Genomic DNA, 17,426 nt, shown 5'->3' on the forward strand with positions numbered 1-17,426 from the left:
ACGGATTGGACGATATCAGGCGGGAAAGGAATCTGCAGATGAGTGTTCGTCGGGTGATGGGAACTGAAACCGAGTACGCGGTCTCCAGCCGTGGCGCAGGTCGGTACAATCCGGTGCAACTATCGTTCGACGTGGTCGGCGCGGCTTCGGACGAGCGTACGAAGCATATCCGATGGGATTACCGGCAGGAAGACCCCGTCAACGACGCCCGCGGCACCCGTCTGGAACGTGCATGCGCGCACCCCGACCTGCTCACCGATGCACCGCAGCTCAACATCACCAACGTGATCGCGGCCAATGGCGGACGCGTGTATGTTGACCATGCGCATCCGGAATATTCCGCTCCGGAAACCACCGACCCCTTCGAAGCGGTGCGATACGACCATGCCGGCGACCTTATCATGCGGTGGGCCGCGTCGAAGGCGAGCGACATCACGGGGCATGCCATCGTGCTGCATCGCAACAACGTGGATGGCAAAGGCGCCAGCTGGGGCACGCACGAAAACTATACGCTGCTGCGTGCGGTACCGTTCGAGGAAGTGACGCGACTGATGACCGCGCATTTCGTATCGAGGCAGATCTATACGGGCTCCGGTCGCGTCGGCTTGGGGGAGCGCAGTGAACGCGCCGGCTACCAGCTCAGCCAACGCGCCGACTATTTCCATATGAAAGTGGGTCTGCAGACCACTTTCGACAGGCCCATCATCAACACCCGCGACGAATCGCACAGTACCGACGAATACCGTCGATTGCACGTGATCGTGGGCGACGCCAACCGTATGGATGTGCCGCAGGCGTTGAAACTCGGCACTACCAGCATGCTGCTATGGCTGCTCGAACATGCCGGCGAGGCAGGTCTTGACCTGAACGCGATGATGGATGCGCTGACGCTCGCCGATCCGGTGGAGGCGATGCACACCGTTTCGCACGACCTGACGCTGAATGCCGAGCTGCCGTTGGAAAACGGCGGCACGACCACGGCATGGCAGATGCAGGTCACCCTGCGGGGCATGGTGTATGCGGCGGCCGCGATGATCCACGGCAGCGACACGGCGGGGGAGCCGGCCTGGCCGGACCGTTCCACGCGCAACATCATGGCGATGTGGGGCCAGGCGCTCGCCGACGTGGCCGCCATCCGCCATGCCGATGACGATCGGCGTCTGGGCATGAGTGAACAGGCCGGCCGCATTGAGTGGCTGCTCAAGTGGAGACTGTTGGAAAAGCTACGTCGCAAAATCAACTCCGATTGGGCCGATCCGCGTCTGGCCGCCGTGGATCTGCAATGGGCCGCACTTGATCCCAAGGATTCGATCTTCGCGAAACTGGCGTCCCAGACGGAACGGTTGATTGGCGATGCGCAGCTGGAACAGGCGAGCGTGGAGCCGCCAAGCGATACGCGCGCTTGGTTGCGTGCACAGATGATTCGGCGGTTCCCTGAGCAGGTGGTGGCAGTATCATGGTCTCGTCTGACGGTTCGTTGTGAGACGAGTGGTGATAAATCCGTGGAGAATACCATGCTGTCATTGGACATGTCAGATCCCTTGGCCTTTGGTGAATCCCAGTGTTCGCGAGCCTTCGAGGGGGTATCGGACGCACGGGCGGTCATAGGCCGTTTGCGCTGAACATCACGCCGGTCGCGTACTATTCGTGATGATGGTATAACCATGCAAAGCAACTGGAACACAGGAACATGCCCTGATATTCGGGAGAGAACGTATCGGGCGAGCAGTATGACGAACGAAAAGGCATAATCTATGGAATTGAGGCAGGCGGCCCTCGAAGTGGCCCGTATTCTGCAGGATGCAGGCAAACATGCGTTGAACGATCAGACCAATCCGCGTGATATGAAAAGCCTTGAGCTGTCTGATGACCATCTGCATTTCACGTCGGATCTCGACAAGCGTCTTGCGCAGTTCATCAGCAACCGTATCACCTATGTCGATGTATTCGACGGATTCTGGCAGTTCCGTCCGGATGAGTGCCATCCGGGGGAGCGGTATTGGTGCGTCGGCGGCATCGACGGTGTGATCAACTTCGCCCACGACATGCCGGAGTGGGCCATCACCGTAACCTTGTTCGAATTCAACGAGCAATGCTCCGCGCAGCCGATTCTTGCGGTGGTGCACGCCCCGGCGTTGGGGTTGACGTATCTTGCGGTCCGGGGATCGGGTGCCATCCGCATCCGCCGTACTCCGTTGGGTGACAAGCGCGAGAAGATCATTCCCTCCACCACGCCGTCGTTGGACGGGGCGGTGGTGAGCTTCGGCATGTCGTATGTGCCGTCGGAATCCAAGCGATCCCTCGACGTGGTGGCGCGCATTGCCGGTCGTCCGGCCGACATCAAGCGTGTGGGGCCGGTGTCGTTGGATCTGTGCAAGGTGGCGGACGGCACGTATGACGCCTATTTCGAGCCGCATCTGCATAAATGGGATGTTCCCGCGGTGTCGGCGGGCGCCATGATGGTCTGGGAAGCCCAAGGCCACCTGAGCCAATGGAATGGCGACGGCATTCATTGGCGTCAGGAAAACGATGTGGTGGCCACCAACGGGCTCATCAACAACGATTTGCGTCAGTATTTGGTATAGCGTCATAGGGCATGCAAGTCATGGCCTAATGTGTGGCGCAGTCGGTATCGATGCGATGCCGTATCGCGGGTGGATGCCGAACGTATCGAAAGGGAAGCCATGCCTCAGGAATTCGAACAGATCCGGACTGCGGACCAGCCTCAGGAGAACGAGGAAAGCACGGCGGTCGCCGGCGTGCGGACGGGCGATGCCGCGGACGCCCTGGATGCCGTGCTGGATGACATCGAATCCGTGCTGGAGACCAATGCCGAAGAATATGTCGGCAGTTTTGTGCAAAAAGGCGGTGAGTGATGCCGCAGCTGCGCGACAGCGGCAATCATTCGACGGCCCCGCTTGACGGTCGGACCCGCAGTGAAGTCGATGCGTTCACCCGCATCTTCGGCATCGAAACCGAGTATGGCGTCAGCGTGACCGGGGCCGATGCGCCTTGCAATTCGGGGCAGACGGCCATGATGATGTTCCAGCCGATCGTGGCCCGGTCCAGGTCGACGAACACCTATATCGAAAACGGTTCGAGACTGTATCTTGATGTCGGCTCGCACCCGGAGTACGCCACGGCGGAGGCCCGCGACCCCATGGACGCGCTGGCCCTTGACATGGCCGGCGAACTGGTGATGCACGATCTTGCCATGGATGCCCAGCGTAGGCTACGGGCAAGCCATGGCAAGCGCACCATGGTGCATGTATTCAAGAATAACGCCGATTCCGCCGGCCATTCCTTCGGTTGCCATGAGAATTATCTGGTGCGTCGTTTCGTACCGCTGACTGTCATCGAGCATGAGCTGTTGCCGTTTCTGATCACCCGTCAGATATTCACCGGAGCCGGACGCGTGGGGGAGCGGGGCTTCCAGGTCACGCAGCGTGCCGACTTTTTGGATGAGGCCGTGTCTTCGGCCACCACGCGTTCGCGGCCGATGGTGAACACGCGGGACGAACCGCATGCCGACCCGGATGCGTTTCGCCGACTGCATGTGATCATCGGCGATTCCAACCGTTCCCAGTGGGCCACGATGATGAAGCTCGCCACCACGCATCTGGTATTGTGCGTCATCGAGCAGGCGGGTCGCGAAGGCCGCGAGTCCGGCTTCGCGCGATTGGCCTTCGTCGATCCCGGTGCGGCGAATCATGCCGTCAGCCGTGATGTGAGCGGTGTCGGTGCGACCTTCGATATGGCCGATGGTGGTGTGATCTCCGGCGGTGCGGTCGCCATGCAGGAACGGTATCTGGTGGCGGTGGAGCGTTTCGTCGAGGATCATCCCGAGGTCGTCGCGTCCCTGCCTCGAACCGATGTGCATGATGTGATTCGCCAGTGGCGCACGGTGCTGGAAACGTTCGGTTCCGGCGATGCCGACGTTTTGGCCGACAGGGTGGATTGGATATGCAAGAGGCGTCTGTTCGATGCCCTGCAGGCTCGTACCGGTCGCCTCTCGACGAGCAGGCTCGAACAGTTGGACATGGACTATCATGATGTGGCCAACGGTACGGTATATGCCTCGCTGTGCCGCCGTGGCGGTATGCGTACGATGTTGGGGCCGGATGCGGCCGATCATGCCCTCCGTACCCCTCCATCCGATACCCGTGCGGTCTTACGGGGCAGATTCGTGCGAGAGGCGAAGGCGAGAGGGGCCCGGTATTCCTGTGATTGGACCAGACTCACGCTGATGGCGCCCCAACATTCGGAAATGGTGCTGCTCGATCCCTTTGACTTCGAGGAGTCGGAACGATTCCGGCGGATGTTGGGCTCCTTGGACTGACCTTGAACCGGGGCCTGCAAGCCGGATCGGACCGCTGAACGGATATCCTGACCGATGGTCGAAGGCGGGCGGATCAGACTTCGCCGCGATATTTCGCCATCATCTGCGACTGCATCTGCTGGGCGCTAGGCGGTGTCCAGGTGATGGCATCGGCTCCGGCGTCGATGGTGGCGAGGATACGCTCCTCGGAGCCGCCTCCGGAAGCCAGGATCGGGATCTCCGGATGATGCTCCCGAATGCTGGAGACCACCTGCGCGGTTCGCGCACCCGCCGCGACGTTGATGATGGCGGCGCCCGCAAGGATCTTGCATTCGGTGACTTCGTCATCTTCGGTAACGGTGGCGATGACCGGGATATCGACCATGGACATGGTGGTCTCGATGGTCTCCGCCGGAGCCGGGGCGTTGATGACCACGCCCGCCGCACCCTGCATCTCCGCCACCATGGCCAGTTCGGCAACGCGCGGACCGGTGGTGGTCCCGCCGCCCACGCCCACGAATAACGGCATCTGGGCCACGGTCAGCAATGCCTGTGTGATCACCGGCTCGCCGGTGAACGGATACACTGCCAGAATGGCGTTGGCGTTGGTATTGCGAATGATCACCGCATCAGTGGTATAGGCGAAAGATCTGAGCGTATGCCCTTTCACCGTGATGCCGCCGCAACGCTGTGCGATGATTTCCGGCACGCGTGCGCCCGGAGAGGTCAGCCGTCCCTCGACGATGGCGGTGCCGTACGTGGTTCGGGACACATATGGTGTGGCGGAATGCTGCTCCACGGCAACGTTCGCGCTCGGCGTGAACAACGAACGTTTGCCGATATGAAGAGGGGCCTGATCATTCGGTTCCGGAGTGCCTGCCTGATCGATGCTCATTCCTGTGCCTCCGTACCTGAATGATCGAGCATGAGAAACTCGTGGATGGCTTTGCGCCGTTCGGTGATCTCCTCGTCCAGAAGTCTGGTATCGGTGTTGTCGATGATACGCTGCAGATATTCGCTGAGAGTGGAAAGCTCGCTTGGGCTCAGGCAGTCGAACATGTGCAGGGCCGATTCGGTCTGCTCCTTGCTGGGTCGCATGAGAGGCCTTCCTCGTCGTGCCGCGTCGACGTTCCTGACCGTTGCCGCGGCACGACGGGCCGTTCTGGCCCGGGTCGCCTTGAGCTTGGAATGCAACAGCAGGATGTTGAGCTCGTGGAGCTGATTGATTACGATTTTCCTCTGGTCGGCCATGGCGATTCCTGTCTATATGGACACGTTGTCTAATATGTAAAGTCTATCGGGAAAAATGCGAAACGCAACCTGCCGTCGAGGCGACGTGAAACGACAAAAGCCCTGACCGTCGTGGTCAGGGCTTTTGCTACCAGTGGAGTCAGAGACTCACTTGGTGACGGCCTTCTTCAGCAGGGAGCCGGCAGAGATGCGAACACCATAGGTTGCCGGGATCTCGATGGTTTCGCCGGTACGCGGATTGCGGCCGGTACGGGCGGCACGCTTGACGCGCTCGGCGGAGAACAGACCGGTCAGCTTCAGGCCTTCGCCGGACTGCATTGCCTCGACGAACACGTCCTGGAAAGCGTTCACAGCCGCCTCAGCCTGTGCCTTGGTCAGGTTGGACTTCTGAGCGATCTTCGAGACGAGATCAGACTTGTTGTATGCCATAAAGCATCCTTCTTGGGTCAGGGGACATCCTGATTACTCTGATGTCCACGTTCATTACGATATTAGCGCACCTTATCGCCGAAAACCGCATTTTATAAGGGTTTTAGCGAGTTTTTTTGGAAAATGGGACCAAAACGACCGGCCGTGAATCGAATTCAGATCAGATTATGCCCGTCAAGCCACTTCATGGCCAACGCACCGACCGGGATTCGTAGCCAATAGAAGGCGATTCGGTAGACGAGAGTAGCGGAGACGGCGATCGTGGAAGGAACCCCTACCGCGGCGAACGCCACGGACAAAGCCGCCTCCACCGCACCTAGGCCGCCTGGCGTCGGCACCGCGGAACCAAGCGTGTTCGCCAAGAGAAAAATAAAGGTCGTTTCCACGGGATTCGTGTGGTATCCAAAGGCGAGCAGCGCCACCCAGAAACCCAAGCCGGTGCTGATGTTGAGAATCAGTGCACCCGCAATGCCGAGGAGCAGCTCCTTTGGTCTGGTAAGCACGTCCACCAGATTGCGTGCATACGACATGACGATCGGCAGATATTTGTCCGTGACCAGATGACGTACCGGCGGAATCGCCATGGCCGCGGATATGACCAACGCGACGACGGCGATCACCATGATCAACGTATTGGTGGGAATCATGCCGGATAGCGTGTTGCGGCCGGTAAACACGCCGATGACCAACAGCAGCACTATCGTGGTGGCGCCCTGTACCGCCCAGACGGCGCTCATGATGGCAGTCGCCTTGGTGTTACGATAGCCGCTCTTGCGCAGGAACTGCAGATTCACGAAGGCCGGGCCCACGCCGGCAGGCATGGAGACCGCAGTGAATCCCGCAGCCATCTGCGAGCACATCAGGCCGAGCGGATCACGCTTGCCGGCATCCATGAATCCGCCCAGCGTCATGGCGGAACCGAACCAGGCCACGAACCCGAGCGCCACGCAGACCAGCGCCATGGCGAGATTCGCCTCCTTGACGGCCTTGATCATCTCACCCGGCTGAATCTGCGTGAACACCACGTATACGGCCACCACCAGCAGTGCGATGGCGATGAACGAACGGAAACTAAATCTCGAGAGCGTGACCTTTTCCATGGAATCGGCCACTTCCTGCGGTGCGAGGGCGGAAATGCGGTTACGCAGACGCACCAGCAGCTGCTTATCCCATCCGGGTAGGGCTCGGGTAGCGGCCGGGGCGGCGGCCTTCTGCACGAACGGGGCCAGATCGATGAGCCGGTCATCGCCCCAGGTCCTGCGGGCACAGGCCATGGCACGGTCCACGCCGTTCAGCGCACTCAGCAGAATCAACAGTTGCACCTTGTCGAGCGCGAAGTTCGGTGCGTTGCTGCCGTAATCGCCGTTCTGCCATCCGGCGATTACCGGAGTGCCGTCTTCCATGCGGGAAAGCGTGTCCGGCGTGATGCGGCGGTGGGTAAAACCATGACGATGGGCCTTGTCCAGATATGACATGAACCGTTCCATGTCGCTGTCGCTCATGGTGTTGAGATTGCATTCCAAGGGCATGTGGCCGGAGTGGAACACCAGAATCGAGGATTCGCCGTTGTCGGCCACGCCGTATACCCCCGGTGTGACGAGACCGGCGTTACGCAGTCCCAGCAGCATGGCGTAATGATGGTGGATGGCGTCGATGGAGGAACGGTCCCGGCGCATGGATACGCCGGTCAGTCGAATCCATTGCCACAGCTGGTTGAGGTAACCGGCGACGTGCACCTGATTGTCGAGTACGGATACGATGAAACGGCCGCCGTCGGCATCGACTGCATCGTAGATACGGGAATTCTCGATGAGGTCGTCATCCAGCATGGCCTGCAGCATACCCGAATCGGCACCGGTGCCGATCCGTCGCGACAGGGAGACGACATCAATGCCGATGGCACGTAGCGACTGCACCACCTGTGAGCCCCATGCGCCGTTGGTTTGCGTGCCGATGGCGAAACGGATCAGCATGCCGACGATACGGCCGACCGCGAACGAGACCAGCACCCCGGCTACGGAGTTCCACGACAACACCACCAGCAGCACCGCCACGATATAAAGGATGTTCCATCCCCATTTCACGGCGGAACGCATACGTCTTGGGCCTGCGGCGGTGAGGAACGCGGCCATGGCCGCGTAGAAATCGGGAAGCAGACCGGTGCCGTCGGAAGTGCCGTTGGAGAACAGGGATGCGATCAACACCGTGTTCTGGGTGCCGGTAACCAGCGCCGACACGCCCCAGACCGTGGCAAATCCAAGAATCAGCGCAATGGCCGAGGTCACGCTTTGCAGCCATTCCTTGGCGATCAGCAGTTGCAGCAACACGCTGACGGAAATGAATACGATGGCCAGTTGCTGCAGCAGGGAGGAGGGCACGTCCATGAGCCAACTCACCGCATGACTGGCCGAATGCACGTCGGACTCGACGCCGGAGGCCGTGCCATGCAGATAGATTGAAAACAGGATGACGGCCACGCCGACGATCAAGGCGAATCCGGCGTGTAACAGATCCGCGAAATCCCGGCTGCGACGCGGCGGAATATCGTCGATGCGTACTTCGTACTTGCTGGCGGCGGGGGCGTGAGACACTATGACATGCTCCATACATACGGTTTAGACAAAGACGGTGACTGCTGCCGTCATCGCTTTCGATGATACAACTTGGGGCGCTGCGAAAAAACGACAGCCGCCCCAGGGACGACATATACGGCTATATGCGAACCGGATCAGCGGGCGAAATTGACCAGCCGGGAGGCCACGCCGGTGTAGGTGGCCGGCGTCAGGGCTTTCAATCGCTCCGCGGTGGCCTCATCGAAGGACTGCTCGTCGATGAACGTCTCAACGGCTTCCTGAGAGATCTCATGGCCGCGCATCAGTTCCTTGACCTTCTCATACGGCTTGTCCATACCTGGCAGGCCAGCCAGCTCGCAGGCGCGCATGGCGGTCTGGATCGGCTCGCCCAACACCTCCCAATTGGCATCGAGCTCGGCCTGAATGGCGATATCGTTCGGATGGATGGAGTTCAGACCACCCATAAGATTGTTCAACGCCAGTACGGAGTAACCCAGAGCCGAGCCGATGTTACGCTGCGTGGTGGAATCGGTCAGATCGCGCTGCCAACGGGATTCGACCAGCGTTGCGGACAGGGTGTCAAGCAGCGAGCAGGAAATCTCCAGATTGGCTTCGGCGTTCTCGAAACGAATCGGGTTGACCTTATGCGGCATGGTGGAGGAACCGGTGGCACCCTTGACCGGCACCTGGGCGAACACGCCACGGGAGATGTACATCCATACGTCCACGCACAGATTATGCAGGATACGGTTGGTGTGGCTGATGGTGCCATACAACTCCGCCTGCCAGTCGTGGGATTCGATCTGAGTGGTCAGCGGATTCCACGTCAGGCCCATACGGTTGGTCACGAACTCGCGGGACACGGCAATCCAATCCACCTCCGGGCAAGCCGCCAGATGGGCGCCGAAGGTGCCGGTCGCGCCGTTGATCTTGCCGAGGTATTCCTGCGCCCTGACCTTGCCGAGCTGACGGTTCAGACGGTACACGTACACCGCGAGTTCCTTGCCCAGCGTGGTCGGCGTGGCGGGCTGCCCATGGGTTAGCGACAGCATGGCCTTGTCCCGATATTCCTCGGCCTTTTCCGCCAGATGGTCGACGATGGACTGCGCGCCCGGTAGCCACACGTGCTCGATGCCGTTCTTCACGCAACGGGCGATGGACAGGTTGTTGATGTCCTCGGACGTGCAGGCAAAGTGCACCAAGGTCTTCAGCTCGGTGAGCTGCGTCTCGTGGCCGAGCACTTCGGCCGCCTTGTCGAGCTGATCGTCGATGTAGTACTCGACGGCCTTCACGTCATGGTGGGTCACGGCCTCATGGGCGGCATGCTGCGCAATGCCTTCGGCACCGAAATCCTCCGGAATGGAGCGTAGAAAAGCCTGCTCCTCATCGGTAAGCGGTTTGACGCCGGGAACGATGGTTGTGAAACCATTGCCTTCGAAACCGTTGGCGAGCAGAATCATCCACTCGACTTCCACGCGCATGCGCTCGCGGTTGAGCGCCGGTTCGCTCAGATACTCCACAAGGGGGGCGGTCTGCTTATGATAGCGGCCATCGAGGGGGGGTCAGGGCAATTGCAGGGGGAGATGTCAGTAAGATTCATGTTGTACAGCATACTTTTAGCCGTAAACGAGATTTCGGCGATGTCCGTCCATCGACTGCCGGTACCGCGTTCATGATGGCTCATTTACTCATGCGGCCTTGCCAGTAGGTGACTTCTTCCAGATCACCGTCGATGACGTTTTGGAAATGCCGCTCATGGGCTTCAAGTGCGGCCGATCCCATGTCGGTGGCATTACGGTAGGCGGCCTGATGGTATTTGAGCCAATGCGTGATTTCTTTGGCGTCAGGCGCGTCCTGTACTTCGGTGCCGGTGAAGATGGAGTCGTCATCGGGGGTCTGACCGACAGTTCCCCGCACGGTGAGCCAATTCTCGGTATTCGGATTGGCCGCGCCGTCCAGCGCCGCGACCAGCTCGTCGTCCATTTCCACGCTGGTGACCCATGTGCTTTCGGGAATCGGATGGTTGGCCACAGGCGACCCGGCGGTCACCACATGCTCGATGTCATATTCATCCTTCAGATCAGAGGCGAGCGTGGCCGCGACTATGCCGCCCTGGGAATGTCCGATCATTGCCACCGGCTCATCTGAACCGATACCGGCCTGTCTCATGGCCTCGGCCACCATGCGGGCGCTATCGGCCTGCATGCGCTGCTTGGAATCCGAACTCATGAGCTCCACATTCTGAGGCCACCCGAACGGCGAATCCGGTTCCCCGTCGGTGCCGGGAATCGTGACCAGCCAGGCGTTTGACCCATCTTCTCTGCGATACCTGGAGATGGCGATGGTACCATAATCCAAACCGCTACCCAGATCGATTTTGCCGAGACGCTCTTCGGCAAGACGGCGCAGATCCTCCATGGAGTCGGCCACGCCGTGCGATTCGCGCACCACGGCGGTGTTGGCATGAACCTGCGTGACGCTGAGTTCGTTGCCCTGAACAAGGTCGTATCCGGGAGCCGTGATCTTGGCGATGCGTTTTGCCGCGATGTTGACCTCATCGGTATGGAACAGTCCCCGCAATCCGCCCAGACCTGCGATGGCGGATCCGGCGCCACTCATCAGTCCTTCCTGAGCCCAATCCAGCGAATCCAATGCGTGGATGCCGTTGGTCCTGCCTTCTTTCGCCGAGCCGAGGATGAATCCTCCGAACGAGAGGATTCCGGCCATCGCAAGCGACTCCTTCGGAAACGCGGTGACCGTGGCCTGCAGCAGTTCATTGAGTATGCGTCGGTTGCGGTCATCCGCCTGGGAATACAGGGAATGCGCCCTGATGACCAGATCGGCGAGCTGCGCGAGCCGCTTCGCCATGATATGACAGGCGCCTGCATGATCGGAACAGCGCTGAATGAGTCGGTCATAGGGGAACGATATGTGATCGCTGCCACTGCAGAGGATGGCACCGCCACCGAGTGCGTTGACTAACGGTGTGCCGTACCGCTGGGCCTGAAGCTGCAGAACCGTCGCATTCCATATGTCCGACAAGGATGCGTATGTTCTGGAGGCGTCTGACAGGGCGGTTGCGACACCGAGATACTGGTTGTAGTCGGCGGTCGAATATCTATGACCGCCGCTGATGGTGGAGGTGACCTGCCAACTCATGCCGCGCCTACCGACCACAGTATGTGCGAGGTGACACGCAACGCCTCCCTCAGCGAAGCGGACTGGCGTCGCATCTCCACGAGCCGGCTGCGAAAGGATTCCGCCGCCGTGCCGGTCCAATCCGTCAGTTCGCTGCGCACGATCGTGGCATCAAGCTGGTCAAGCCCTGCAAGGCACGATCTGATCCGCATATCGACAAGGTTCTGGCTGATTCGTATGCCGGCACGGCATTGGCATGTCGTACCTGGCAGGGCAGTAAGACCCACCGGTCTCAGAGGGGTCGCAATCATATTGGATGTGCCGCATGCAAGTAATGTGTTCATGGTGCCATTGAACATGCGTGTGTGGCGGGAAGTGCGGAAAAACAAGGTCGGTGGTCGAAGGATGCGCGAAAAAACACAACGCCGGCGTGTCATTGTTGGAAAACCAACGAAAACGCGCCGGCGATGCGGTGGATAAGTCGGCTCGGGCCGAGTTTGGTCACCACGGTTTGGTCTGAGCTGAGGATGAGTCCGAATCCTGATCGGCCGTCGATCCCTTGGACGATTCGGTATTCGACTCAGGCGTAGTGGATTGCGTATTCTGCTGAAGAAGCTCCTCCACCTTCCTACGTTGCTCCTCAGTCAGGCTACCGCCGCTTTTTTGCTTGCCGGTACTGTTCTGCGAGGATTCGTCCTGGGTGCCCGCGCTGGAATCCTGCGGATCTTGTGCTGCTTTGATTTTCTTGGATATACGCTTGGTCAGCCGTTCGGACACCGCACTGTTATGTGCGATCGCTTCACGAAGCTGCGGAAGCAGCAGCGCCCCGGCAGACGCGGCATCCTGGAATTGCGCGTCGGTCTGCTGCTGCTGTGTGCCCAGTTTGTCAAGGTCGGGAGTCTGCGACTGACTCGCCTTGATGTTTTCGGTCAGACTTTGCGTGGCCTGATTGTACTGATTCGCGGCTATGAGATTCACGACGGCCAGTGCGGCGATGACGATCATCACCACGGCGGCGGCGATCAGCGTGACACGTACCGGCAATGAGGCACGTGCCCTGCGCGAGGACGGTGTGTTCATAGAAGCCTCCTTGACGACGCCAGCCATGCGCCGAACTCACAGGCCAGCAGGAACGCCACCGCAATGGCGAACGGCCAAACCAGAGGCGTGACACGTGTCCGCTGTTTGGTGGTCTGCGTGACACGCCACTTGTTCGAGGCCTCCTTCGACATGCCGGAGCTCATGGTGTTTGAAGCGTCCAGTTGCAGTGCCGTACCGCTCAACTCGTCGGCGATGGTCTTCATGGCTTCCGCATTCATGCGGGAGATGCCCGGCTGACCGGTTTCCGGATCGGTGACCCATTGTTCATCGGCATCACCCACACCATCGACCGTGATGGGAATCTGGCCTCCCTGTTCGCTGCCGACCGCCACGGTGAACGCATCATTGAGATATCTGCGCAACGAGGAGAAGGTGCGGCGGGTTTTCGCGGAGGTCTGCTCTCCATCGGATATCAGATACATTACGATCGCGTCATCGGGATGCTGCTCATGAATCGACTTGCAGGTCAGCAGCAGTTGGTCGATCGGAGCGTCAAGTGTGGAGCCGGCGGAGACGGAGGTCGCCTCCGGGGCCAGGGTGTCGGCCCAATTGTCGATCGCCTTGGAATCAGGGGTCAACGGGACGTCCAACGTACCGCTGGCGCCGAAACGCACCGCGGCGAAACTGGAATTCGGGTATAGGCCGGTGATGTCCTTTACCGCCTGTTTGGCCACATCCAACCGGGCCTGCTGCTCTTCGGAGCCATATTGGGCATCCTTGACCGCCATTGAGCCGGTTACATCGACGGCGATCACCACATCGGTGGCGTTGATCGCGCGATTATGCGTGGACGACACGATGCTGGGCGTCAGGGCCATGACCGCGATCAACAGACAAATCAGGGTGCGTCGTGTGCAAGCCCACGTGGTTTCGTCACTATCGGCACGCCGTCTTATGTGCAGCACGACCTCGACCATGGCGGCCACCACCATGACGGCGGCCAGTGTGCCGCCTGCCGGCCATCCCAGCGCCGGTGAGAAAGTCAGATCGCTCATCGTCTCAACCTCCATGCCAGTGCAAGCCAGACAACCGTCAATACGGCCAAGGCCAACGTCCACCAGCCAGGGGCGTCGACAAGCGAGGCCTTGCTGTTCGCCTCGCTCTCGTGATCCTGACGCGAATCGATCTGCCTGACCAGCTCGGCTACGGATGAACCGTTGGATTGTGTGAGGAACGCGCCGCCATGCGATTCGATTTCGGATTTGAATTCGGAGGTCGTCTCGTCGCCTTCGCTTTGTTTCGGACCGGAGAACAGGCCGTCCACCGTAATTGACGCTTCGGAAGTCAGCTGCAGGGCCTCCTTCAAAGTATACGTAGGAGTTCCGGATACGACGTTATCGGTGGCCAGCACGATGGAGGCCGCGCGTTGACGAGCCGTGTTGTCCGTATTGGCCTGACCATAGGCGAAGCCCGGCAGCATCGCGGCGCAGCTGACCACGCCATCGCCTATCAGCGACGTGGCCTCCTTACGGTTCTGCGTCCCTTCCAGCCAATCGGAGATCTTCTGATAATCGCTATCCTTCATCTTGTCGATATCGTCCTGTGACTCGACGCCCTTGAGGATCCTGCTGGCCTTGGCGAGCTGCTCGGAAACCAGTTCATAGTCATCGGTCAGCGGGAACACGGTCCTCGACGTCGAATTGAAAATGCTCAGACCTATACGCTCGCCTTTGAAATTGCTGACCAGCTTGCGGTAGGTGTCGATCACTTCGCGGTCGTAGGGAAGCGTGGAGCCGGATACGTCAAGACACAGCACGATGTCGCGACTGCTGGCGCGCTCCTCACCTTCATCGACCTGACTCGGACGAGCGATCAAGGCCACGGAAACGGCCAGAGCCAGCGCCAACAGCACCACGGCCAGACGCGACAACGTGCGCCACAGGCGGAAAAGGCGTGAGGCGGTCTCCGTATTGAGATCGTCATCCAGACTGAACGAACGTGCGTCATCGGTATCAGGCCTCTTCGTATGCGAAGCCACCAATAGCATGATGGCGATAATGGCCATGGCGCCGATGACGCCTGCGGCGGCGGCCCAAGGCCAATGCCATGACAGTTCCATCTATCGCCACCTTTCCACAAGATTGGCCACCCATTCACCGGCCTGTTCCACCGTTGTCTCGCGTGCGAGGCCGTTGTTCGCGGCATCGGCGAATTCCGGCGGATACAGCGCCTCGATGGTTTGGCGAAGCAACGTGATGCCGTCCTGATTGCCGGTGGTGCGGGGGATGGCGTTGATATCGGCAAGCGTACGATTGCGGATATCGGTACCCGTTACCGTCGAAACGTAGTCTCGTGCCAAGGTCGCCAGTTCGGCGAACGCATCCTCACGACTGATTTCGCCTTCGTCATGGCGCGCCACGATTTCGTCGATCCGTTTTCTCCACAATGCCTTGTCGGTCAACGCCTCATGCCGACCGTAAGATCGCTGACGTACGGGTCTCCCACCAGGTCGGGACAACCATATGGCCACGGTCACCAGCACCGTGGCCAGGACGAGGCCAATGGCCAGCACCGCGATCAGTGGCGTCTGCAGGTCGAGCAGACCCATCGGATGCAAGTCGGTTTCCGACAAATGGAGCGTCATGGCCTGCCTCCCAACGATGTGTGCGCGGGGGAGGGAAGCCGGTTGCGCGAGGAACGGGCCAAGGCCATGGAGACCATGTGCACGAACTCACCGAACATCCGCTCGCTGGAGCCTGAACGAATCATCGTTGAGCCGCAACGGTTCAGCTCGCGACGCATGGCTGCGGCAACATACTCACGATGCGTGCGCACCTCTTCCGCCGTTGTGCGATTGCGAAGGAATGCGGGGACGCGGCGAGGGCCATTGCCATCGCGTACATGAGTGAACCGTTCGTCTCCGAACGGATTGATGGTGGCCACGTCGATGAGCACCATGGGATGTGTGCGCGCGATGCGCCTTATGGCTTCGATATGACGTTCCTGCAGGGCATGCTCATCGGTGGCGAGCACCACCAACGCCTCACGGTCGCGGATGCGACGTGCGTATTCCAGTAGCGCATCGATATTGCGTGGATTGGACCAATCACGTTCCAACGCCTGATCCAGCGTCCGCTCGAACTGTGCAAAGCCTCCGTTGAAAGGCATCCGTGTAATCGACGCGGAGTCCGCGAACACTACGGACACCTCATCGCCCCGGCGCAGACTCAATGCGGCGAACATGCACAACGCATTGGCTGCGATCTGATACGCCCGTTCCCCCGAAGGGCAAGTGGCGGTCATCTCCCGACCGACGTCCAGCAACAGCCATGCGCGGGAAGTCGACGGGCGTTCCCTGAGCACCACCATCGGGCGGCCAACACGGGCACTTGTCTTCCAATCGATTTGTCGAGCCTCATCGCCGGCCTCATAGACGCGAATATCCATCACATCATCCGAACCGGAGCGTTTGCCCGAGGCGTGGGCGCCCTCCAGCACGCCCAGCGCCTTGCGGACGGTGGGCAGACTCAACGTGGTTCCGAGAGCCTCGATCTTTCTGCGGATCGGATCTTCGGAACGGTTCTGATCGATCATGGAACGGGAACCGCCTGCACGATCGAATCGACGACCTGGTCGCTGTCCACGCCGTCGGCCAGAGCCTCGAATGTGAGAATGATGCGGTGGCGAAGCACCTCGTGGGCGAAGGCCTTCACATCTTCCGGGATCACATAGTCGCGACCCTGCAGCAACGCATTGGCCTGACCTATGCGGGTCAGGGCGATGGAGGCACGCGGCGAGGCGCCGAGACGCACCAGCGAGGACAATCCCTGCACCGGATGCGATCCGGCGCCACGGGAAGTCGCCGCGATATCGACGGCATACTGCATGATCGCGTCGGACACATGCACACGACGGGCGCATGAACGCAGGAACTCGGCGTCGCCGATGGAGATGACCTCGGAGGTGATGGCCTTCGGATCGAAGGTATCGGACCCGCGGCGAGTGAGCATGGCGAGCATACGCTGTTCCTCCTGCGCACTCGGATAGGTCATGACGGCCTTCATCATGAAACGATCCATCTGGGCTTCGGGAAGGTTGAACGTGCCCTCCTCCTCAATGGGATTCTGGGTGGCGATGACCATGAACGGTTTCGGCAACGCGATGCGCTGGCCGCCGATGGTGGTGGCGCCTTCGGCCATGGCTTCCAGCATTGCCGACTGGGTCTTTGCATTGGAACGGTTGATTTCGTCCAGCAGCACGAAATTCGCGTGGATGGGGCCGATCTGCGTGGCGAATTTCTGCGTTGAGAAATCGAACACCTGTGTGCCGACCAAATCGGATGGCATCAGATCGGGCGTGCACTGCACGCGTTTGAACGTGCCCGACACGGAGGTGGCCAGGGTCTGCGCGGCTGTGGTCTTGGCGAGACCCGGTACCGATTCGATGAGAATATGCCCACCGGCCACCAGCGTGGTGATCAGGGACTCGCGCAGGTTCTCCTGGCCCACCAGGGTCTGGGCGAATCGGGCGCGAATCTGCGAGCCCAGCTTCTTCGCACGGTTGATGTCTTCTGCGGATAGTGCGCCTGCAGGCGTTGCGGTCGGCACCGGAACCGGTGCCGACTGGGGAACCTGCGGTTTTGGAGGGAATAAAGCCATGCCATCTACTGTAACGGG

Annotated in this window: 16 protein-coding genes and 1 pseudogene; 4 read left to right on the forward strand and 13 right to left on the reverse strand. The window is 60.2% G+C overall.

Going from position 1 to position 17,426, the window contains the following annotated elements; genetic code table 11:
* The first annotated feature begins 38 nt into the window (after positions 1–38).
* From dop to BMOU_RS10030, 4 genes are all read left to right on the forward strand, one after another.
* Positions 39–1,622, forward strand: a complete 1,584-nt coding sequence (gene dop, locus BMOU_RS10015) for a depupylase/deamidase Dop (protein WP_034877214.1) — start codon at positions 39–41, stop codon at positions 1,620–1,622.
* Between the two features lie 132 nt (positions 1,623–1,754).
* Entirely contained in the window at positions 1,755–2,585 is an 831-nt protein-coding gene (locus tag BMOU_RS10020; protein WP_034877215.1) for an inositol monophosphatase family protein, read from the forward strand.
* Between the two features lie 99 nt (positions 2,586–2,684).
* Entirely contained in the window at positions 2,685–2,876 is a 192-nt protein-coding gene (locus tag BMOU_RS10025) for a ubiquitin-like protein Pup (protein ID WP_034877217.1), read from the forward strand.
* The gene (locus tag BMOU_RS10030; protein ID WP_034877219.1) at positions 2,876–4,339 is read left to right on the forward strand and encodes a proteasome accessory factor PafA2 family protein; all 1,464 of its coding nucleotides are present in this window, start codon (positions 2,876–2,878) and stop codon (positions 4,337–4,339) included. Before BMOU_RS10025 ends, BMOU_RS10030 begins: the two co-directional genes overlap by 1 nt.
* Before the next feature lie 73 nt (positions 4,340–4,412).
* Here BMOU_RS10030 and BMOU_RS10035 read toward each other — a convergent pair whose 3' ends face one another.
* The 13 genes and pseudogenes from BMOU_RS10035 to BMOU_RS10095 form a co-directional block, all read right to left on the reverse strand.
* Positions 4,413–5,213 carry a beta/alpha barrel domain-containing protein gene (locus tag BMOU_RS10035; RefSeq protein WP_034877221.1) on the reverse strand — a complete coding sequence of 267 codons (801 nt, stop codon included), beginning with the start codon at positions 5,211–5,213 and terminating at the stop codon, positions 4,413–4,415.
* Positions 5,210–5,569, reverse strand: coding sequence for a hypothetical protein (locus BMOU_RS10040; RefSeq protein ID WP_034877223.1), 360 nt, complete (start codon positions 5,567–5,569; stop codon positions 5,210–5,212). The genes BMOU_RS10035 and BMOU_RS10040 overlap by 4 nt, the downstream gene beginning before the upstream one ends.
* Positions 5,570–5,716: 147 nt before the next feature.
* Positions 5,717–5,998, reverse strand: a complete 282-nt coding sequence (locus tag BMOU_RS10045; protein ID WP_003808664.1) for an HU family DNA-binding protein — start codon at positions 5,996–5,998, stop codon at positions 5,717–5,719.
* Positions 5,999–6,153: 155 nt separating this feature from the next.
* Positions 6,154–8,604 (reverse strand): lysylphosphatidylglycerol synthase transmembrane domain-containing protein, encoded by a 2,451-nt coding sequence (locus BMOU_RS10050; RefSeq protein WP_034877225.1) that lies wholly within the window; start codon positions 8,602–8,604, stop codon positions 6,154–6,156.
* A 122-nt stretch (positions 8,605–8,726) separates the two neighbouring features.
* Positions 8,727–10,171: pseudogene (gene purB, locus BMOU_RS10055) on the reverse strand (adenylosuccinate lyase).
* An 80-nt stretch (positions 10,172–10,251) separates the two neighbouring features.
* Positions 10,252–11,730: a PGAP1-like alpha/beta domain-containing protein gene (locus BMOU_RS10060; protein WP_034877228.1), complete on the reverse strand. Its 1,479-nt coding sequence runs from the start codon at positions 11,728–11,730 to the stop codon at positions 10,252–10,254.
* Complete coding sequence (locus BMOU_RS10065) at positions 11,727–12,053, reverse strand: hypothetical protein (protein ID WP_235143771.1); 327 nt, start codon at positions 12,051–12,053, stop codon at positions 11,727–11,729. The genes BMOU_RS10060 and BMOU_RS10065 overlap by 4 nt, the downstream gene beginning before the upstream one ends.
* 157 nt (positions 12,054–12,210) lie before the next feature.
* Positions 12,211–12,789, reverse strand: coding sequence for a DUF6466 family protein (locus tag BMOU_RS10070; RefSeq protein WP_034877232.1), 579 nt, complete (start codon positions 12,787–12,789; stop codon positions 12,211–12,213).
* Complete coding sequence (locus tag BMOU_RS10075; protein ID WP_034877234.1) at positions 12,786–13,805, reverse strand: vWA domain-containing protein; 1,020 nt, start codon at positions 13,803–13,805, stop codon at positions 12,786–12,788. The genes BMOU_RS10070 and BMOU_RS10075 overlap by 4 nt, the downstream gene beginning before the upstream one ends.
* Complete coding sequence (locus tag BMOU_RS10080) at positions 13,802–14,869, reverse strand: vWA domain-containing protein (RefSeq protein ID WP_034877236.1); 1,068 nt, start codon at positions 14,867–14,869, stop codon at positions 13,802–13,804. Before BMOU_RS10080 ends, BMOU_RS10075 begins: the two co-directional genes overlap by 4 nt.
* On the reverse strand, positions 14,870–15,394 hold the full coding sequence (locus BMOU_RS10085; protein WP_034877238.1) for a hypothetical protein: 525 nt from the start codon (positions 15,392–15,394) through the stop codon (positions 14,870–14,872). It lies immediately after the preceding gene.
* Positions 15,391–16,344 (reverse strand): DUF58 domain-containing protein, encoded by a 954-nt coding sequence (locus tag BMOU_RS10090; protein WP_034877243.1) that lies wholly within the window; start codon positions 16,342–16,344, stop codon positions 15,391–15,393. Before BMOU_RS10090 ends, BMOU_RS10085 begins: the two co-directional genes overlap by 4 nt.
* Positions 16,341–17,408 (reverse strand): AAA family ATPase, encoded by a 1,068-nt coding sequence (locus BMOU_RS10095; protein ID WP_034877245.1) that lies wholly within the window; start codon positions 17,406–17,408, stop codon positions 16,341–16,343. Before BMOU_RS10095 ends, BMOU_RS10090 begins: the two co-directional genes overlap by 4 nt.
* Between the last annotated feature and the right edge of the window lie 18 nt (positions 17,409–17,426).

It is taken from the genome of Bifidobacterium moukalabense DSM 27321, from assembly GCF_000522505.1.
GTDB lineage: Bacteria > Actinomycetota > Actinomycetes > Actinomycetales > Bifidobacteriaceae > Bifidobacterium > Bifidobacterium moukalabense.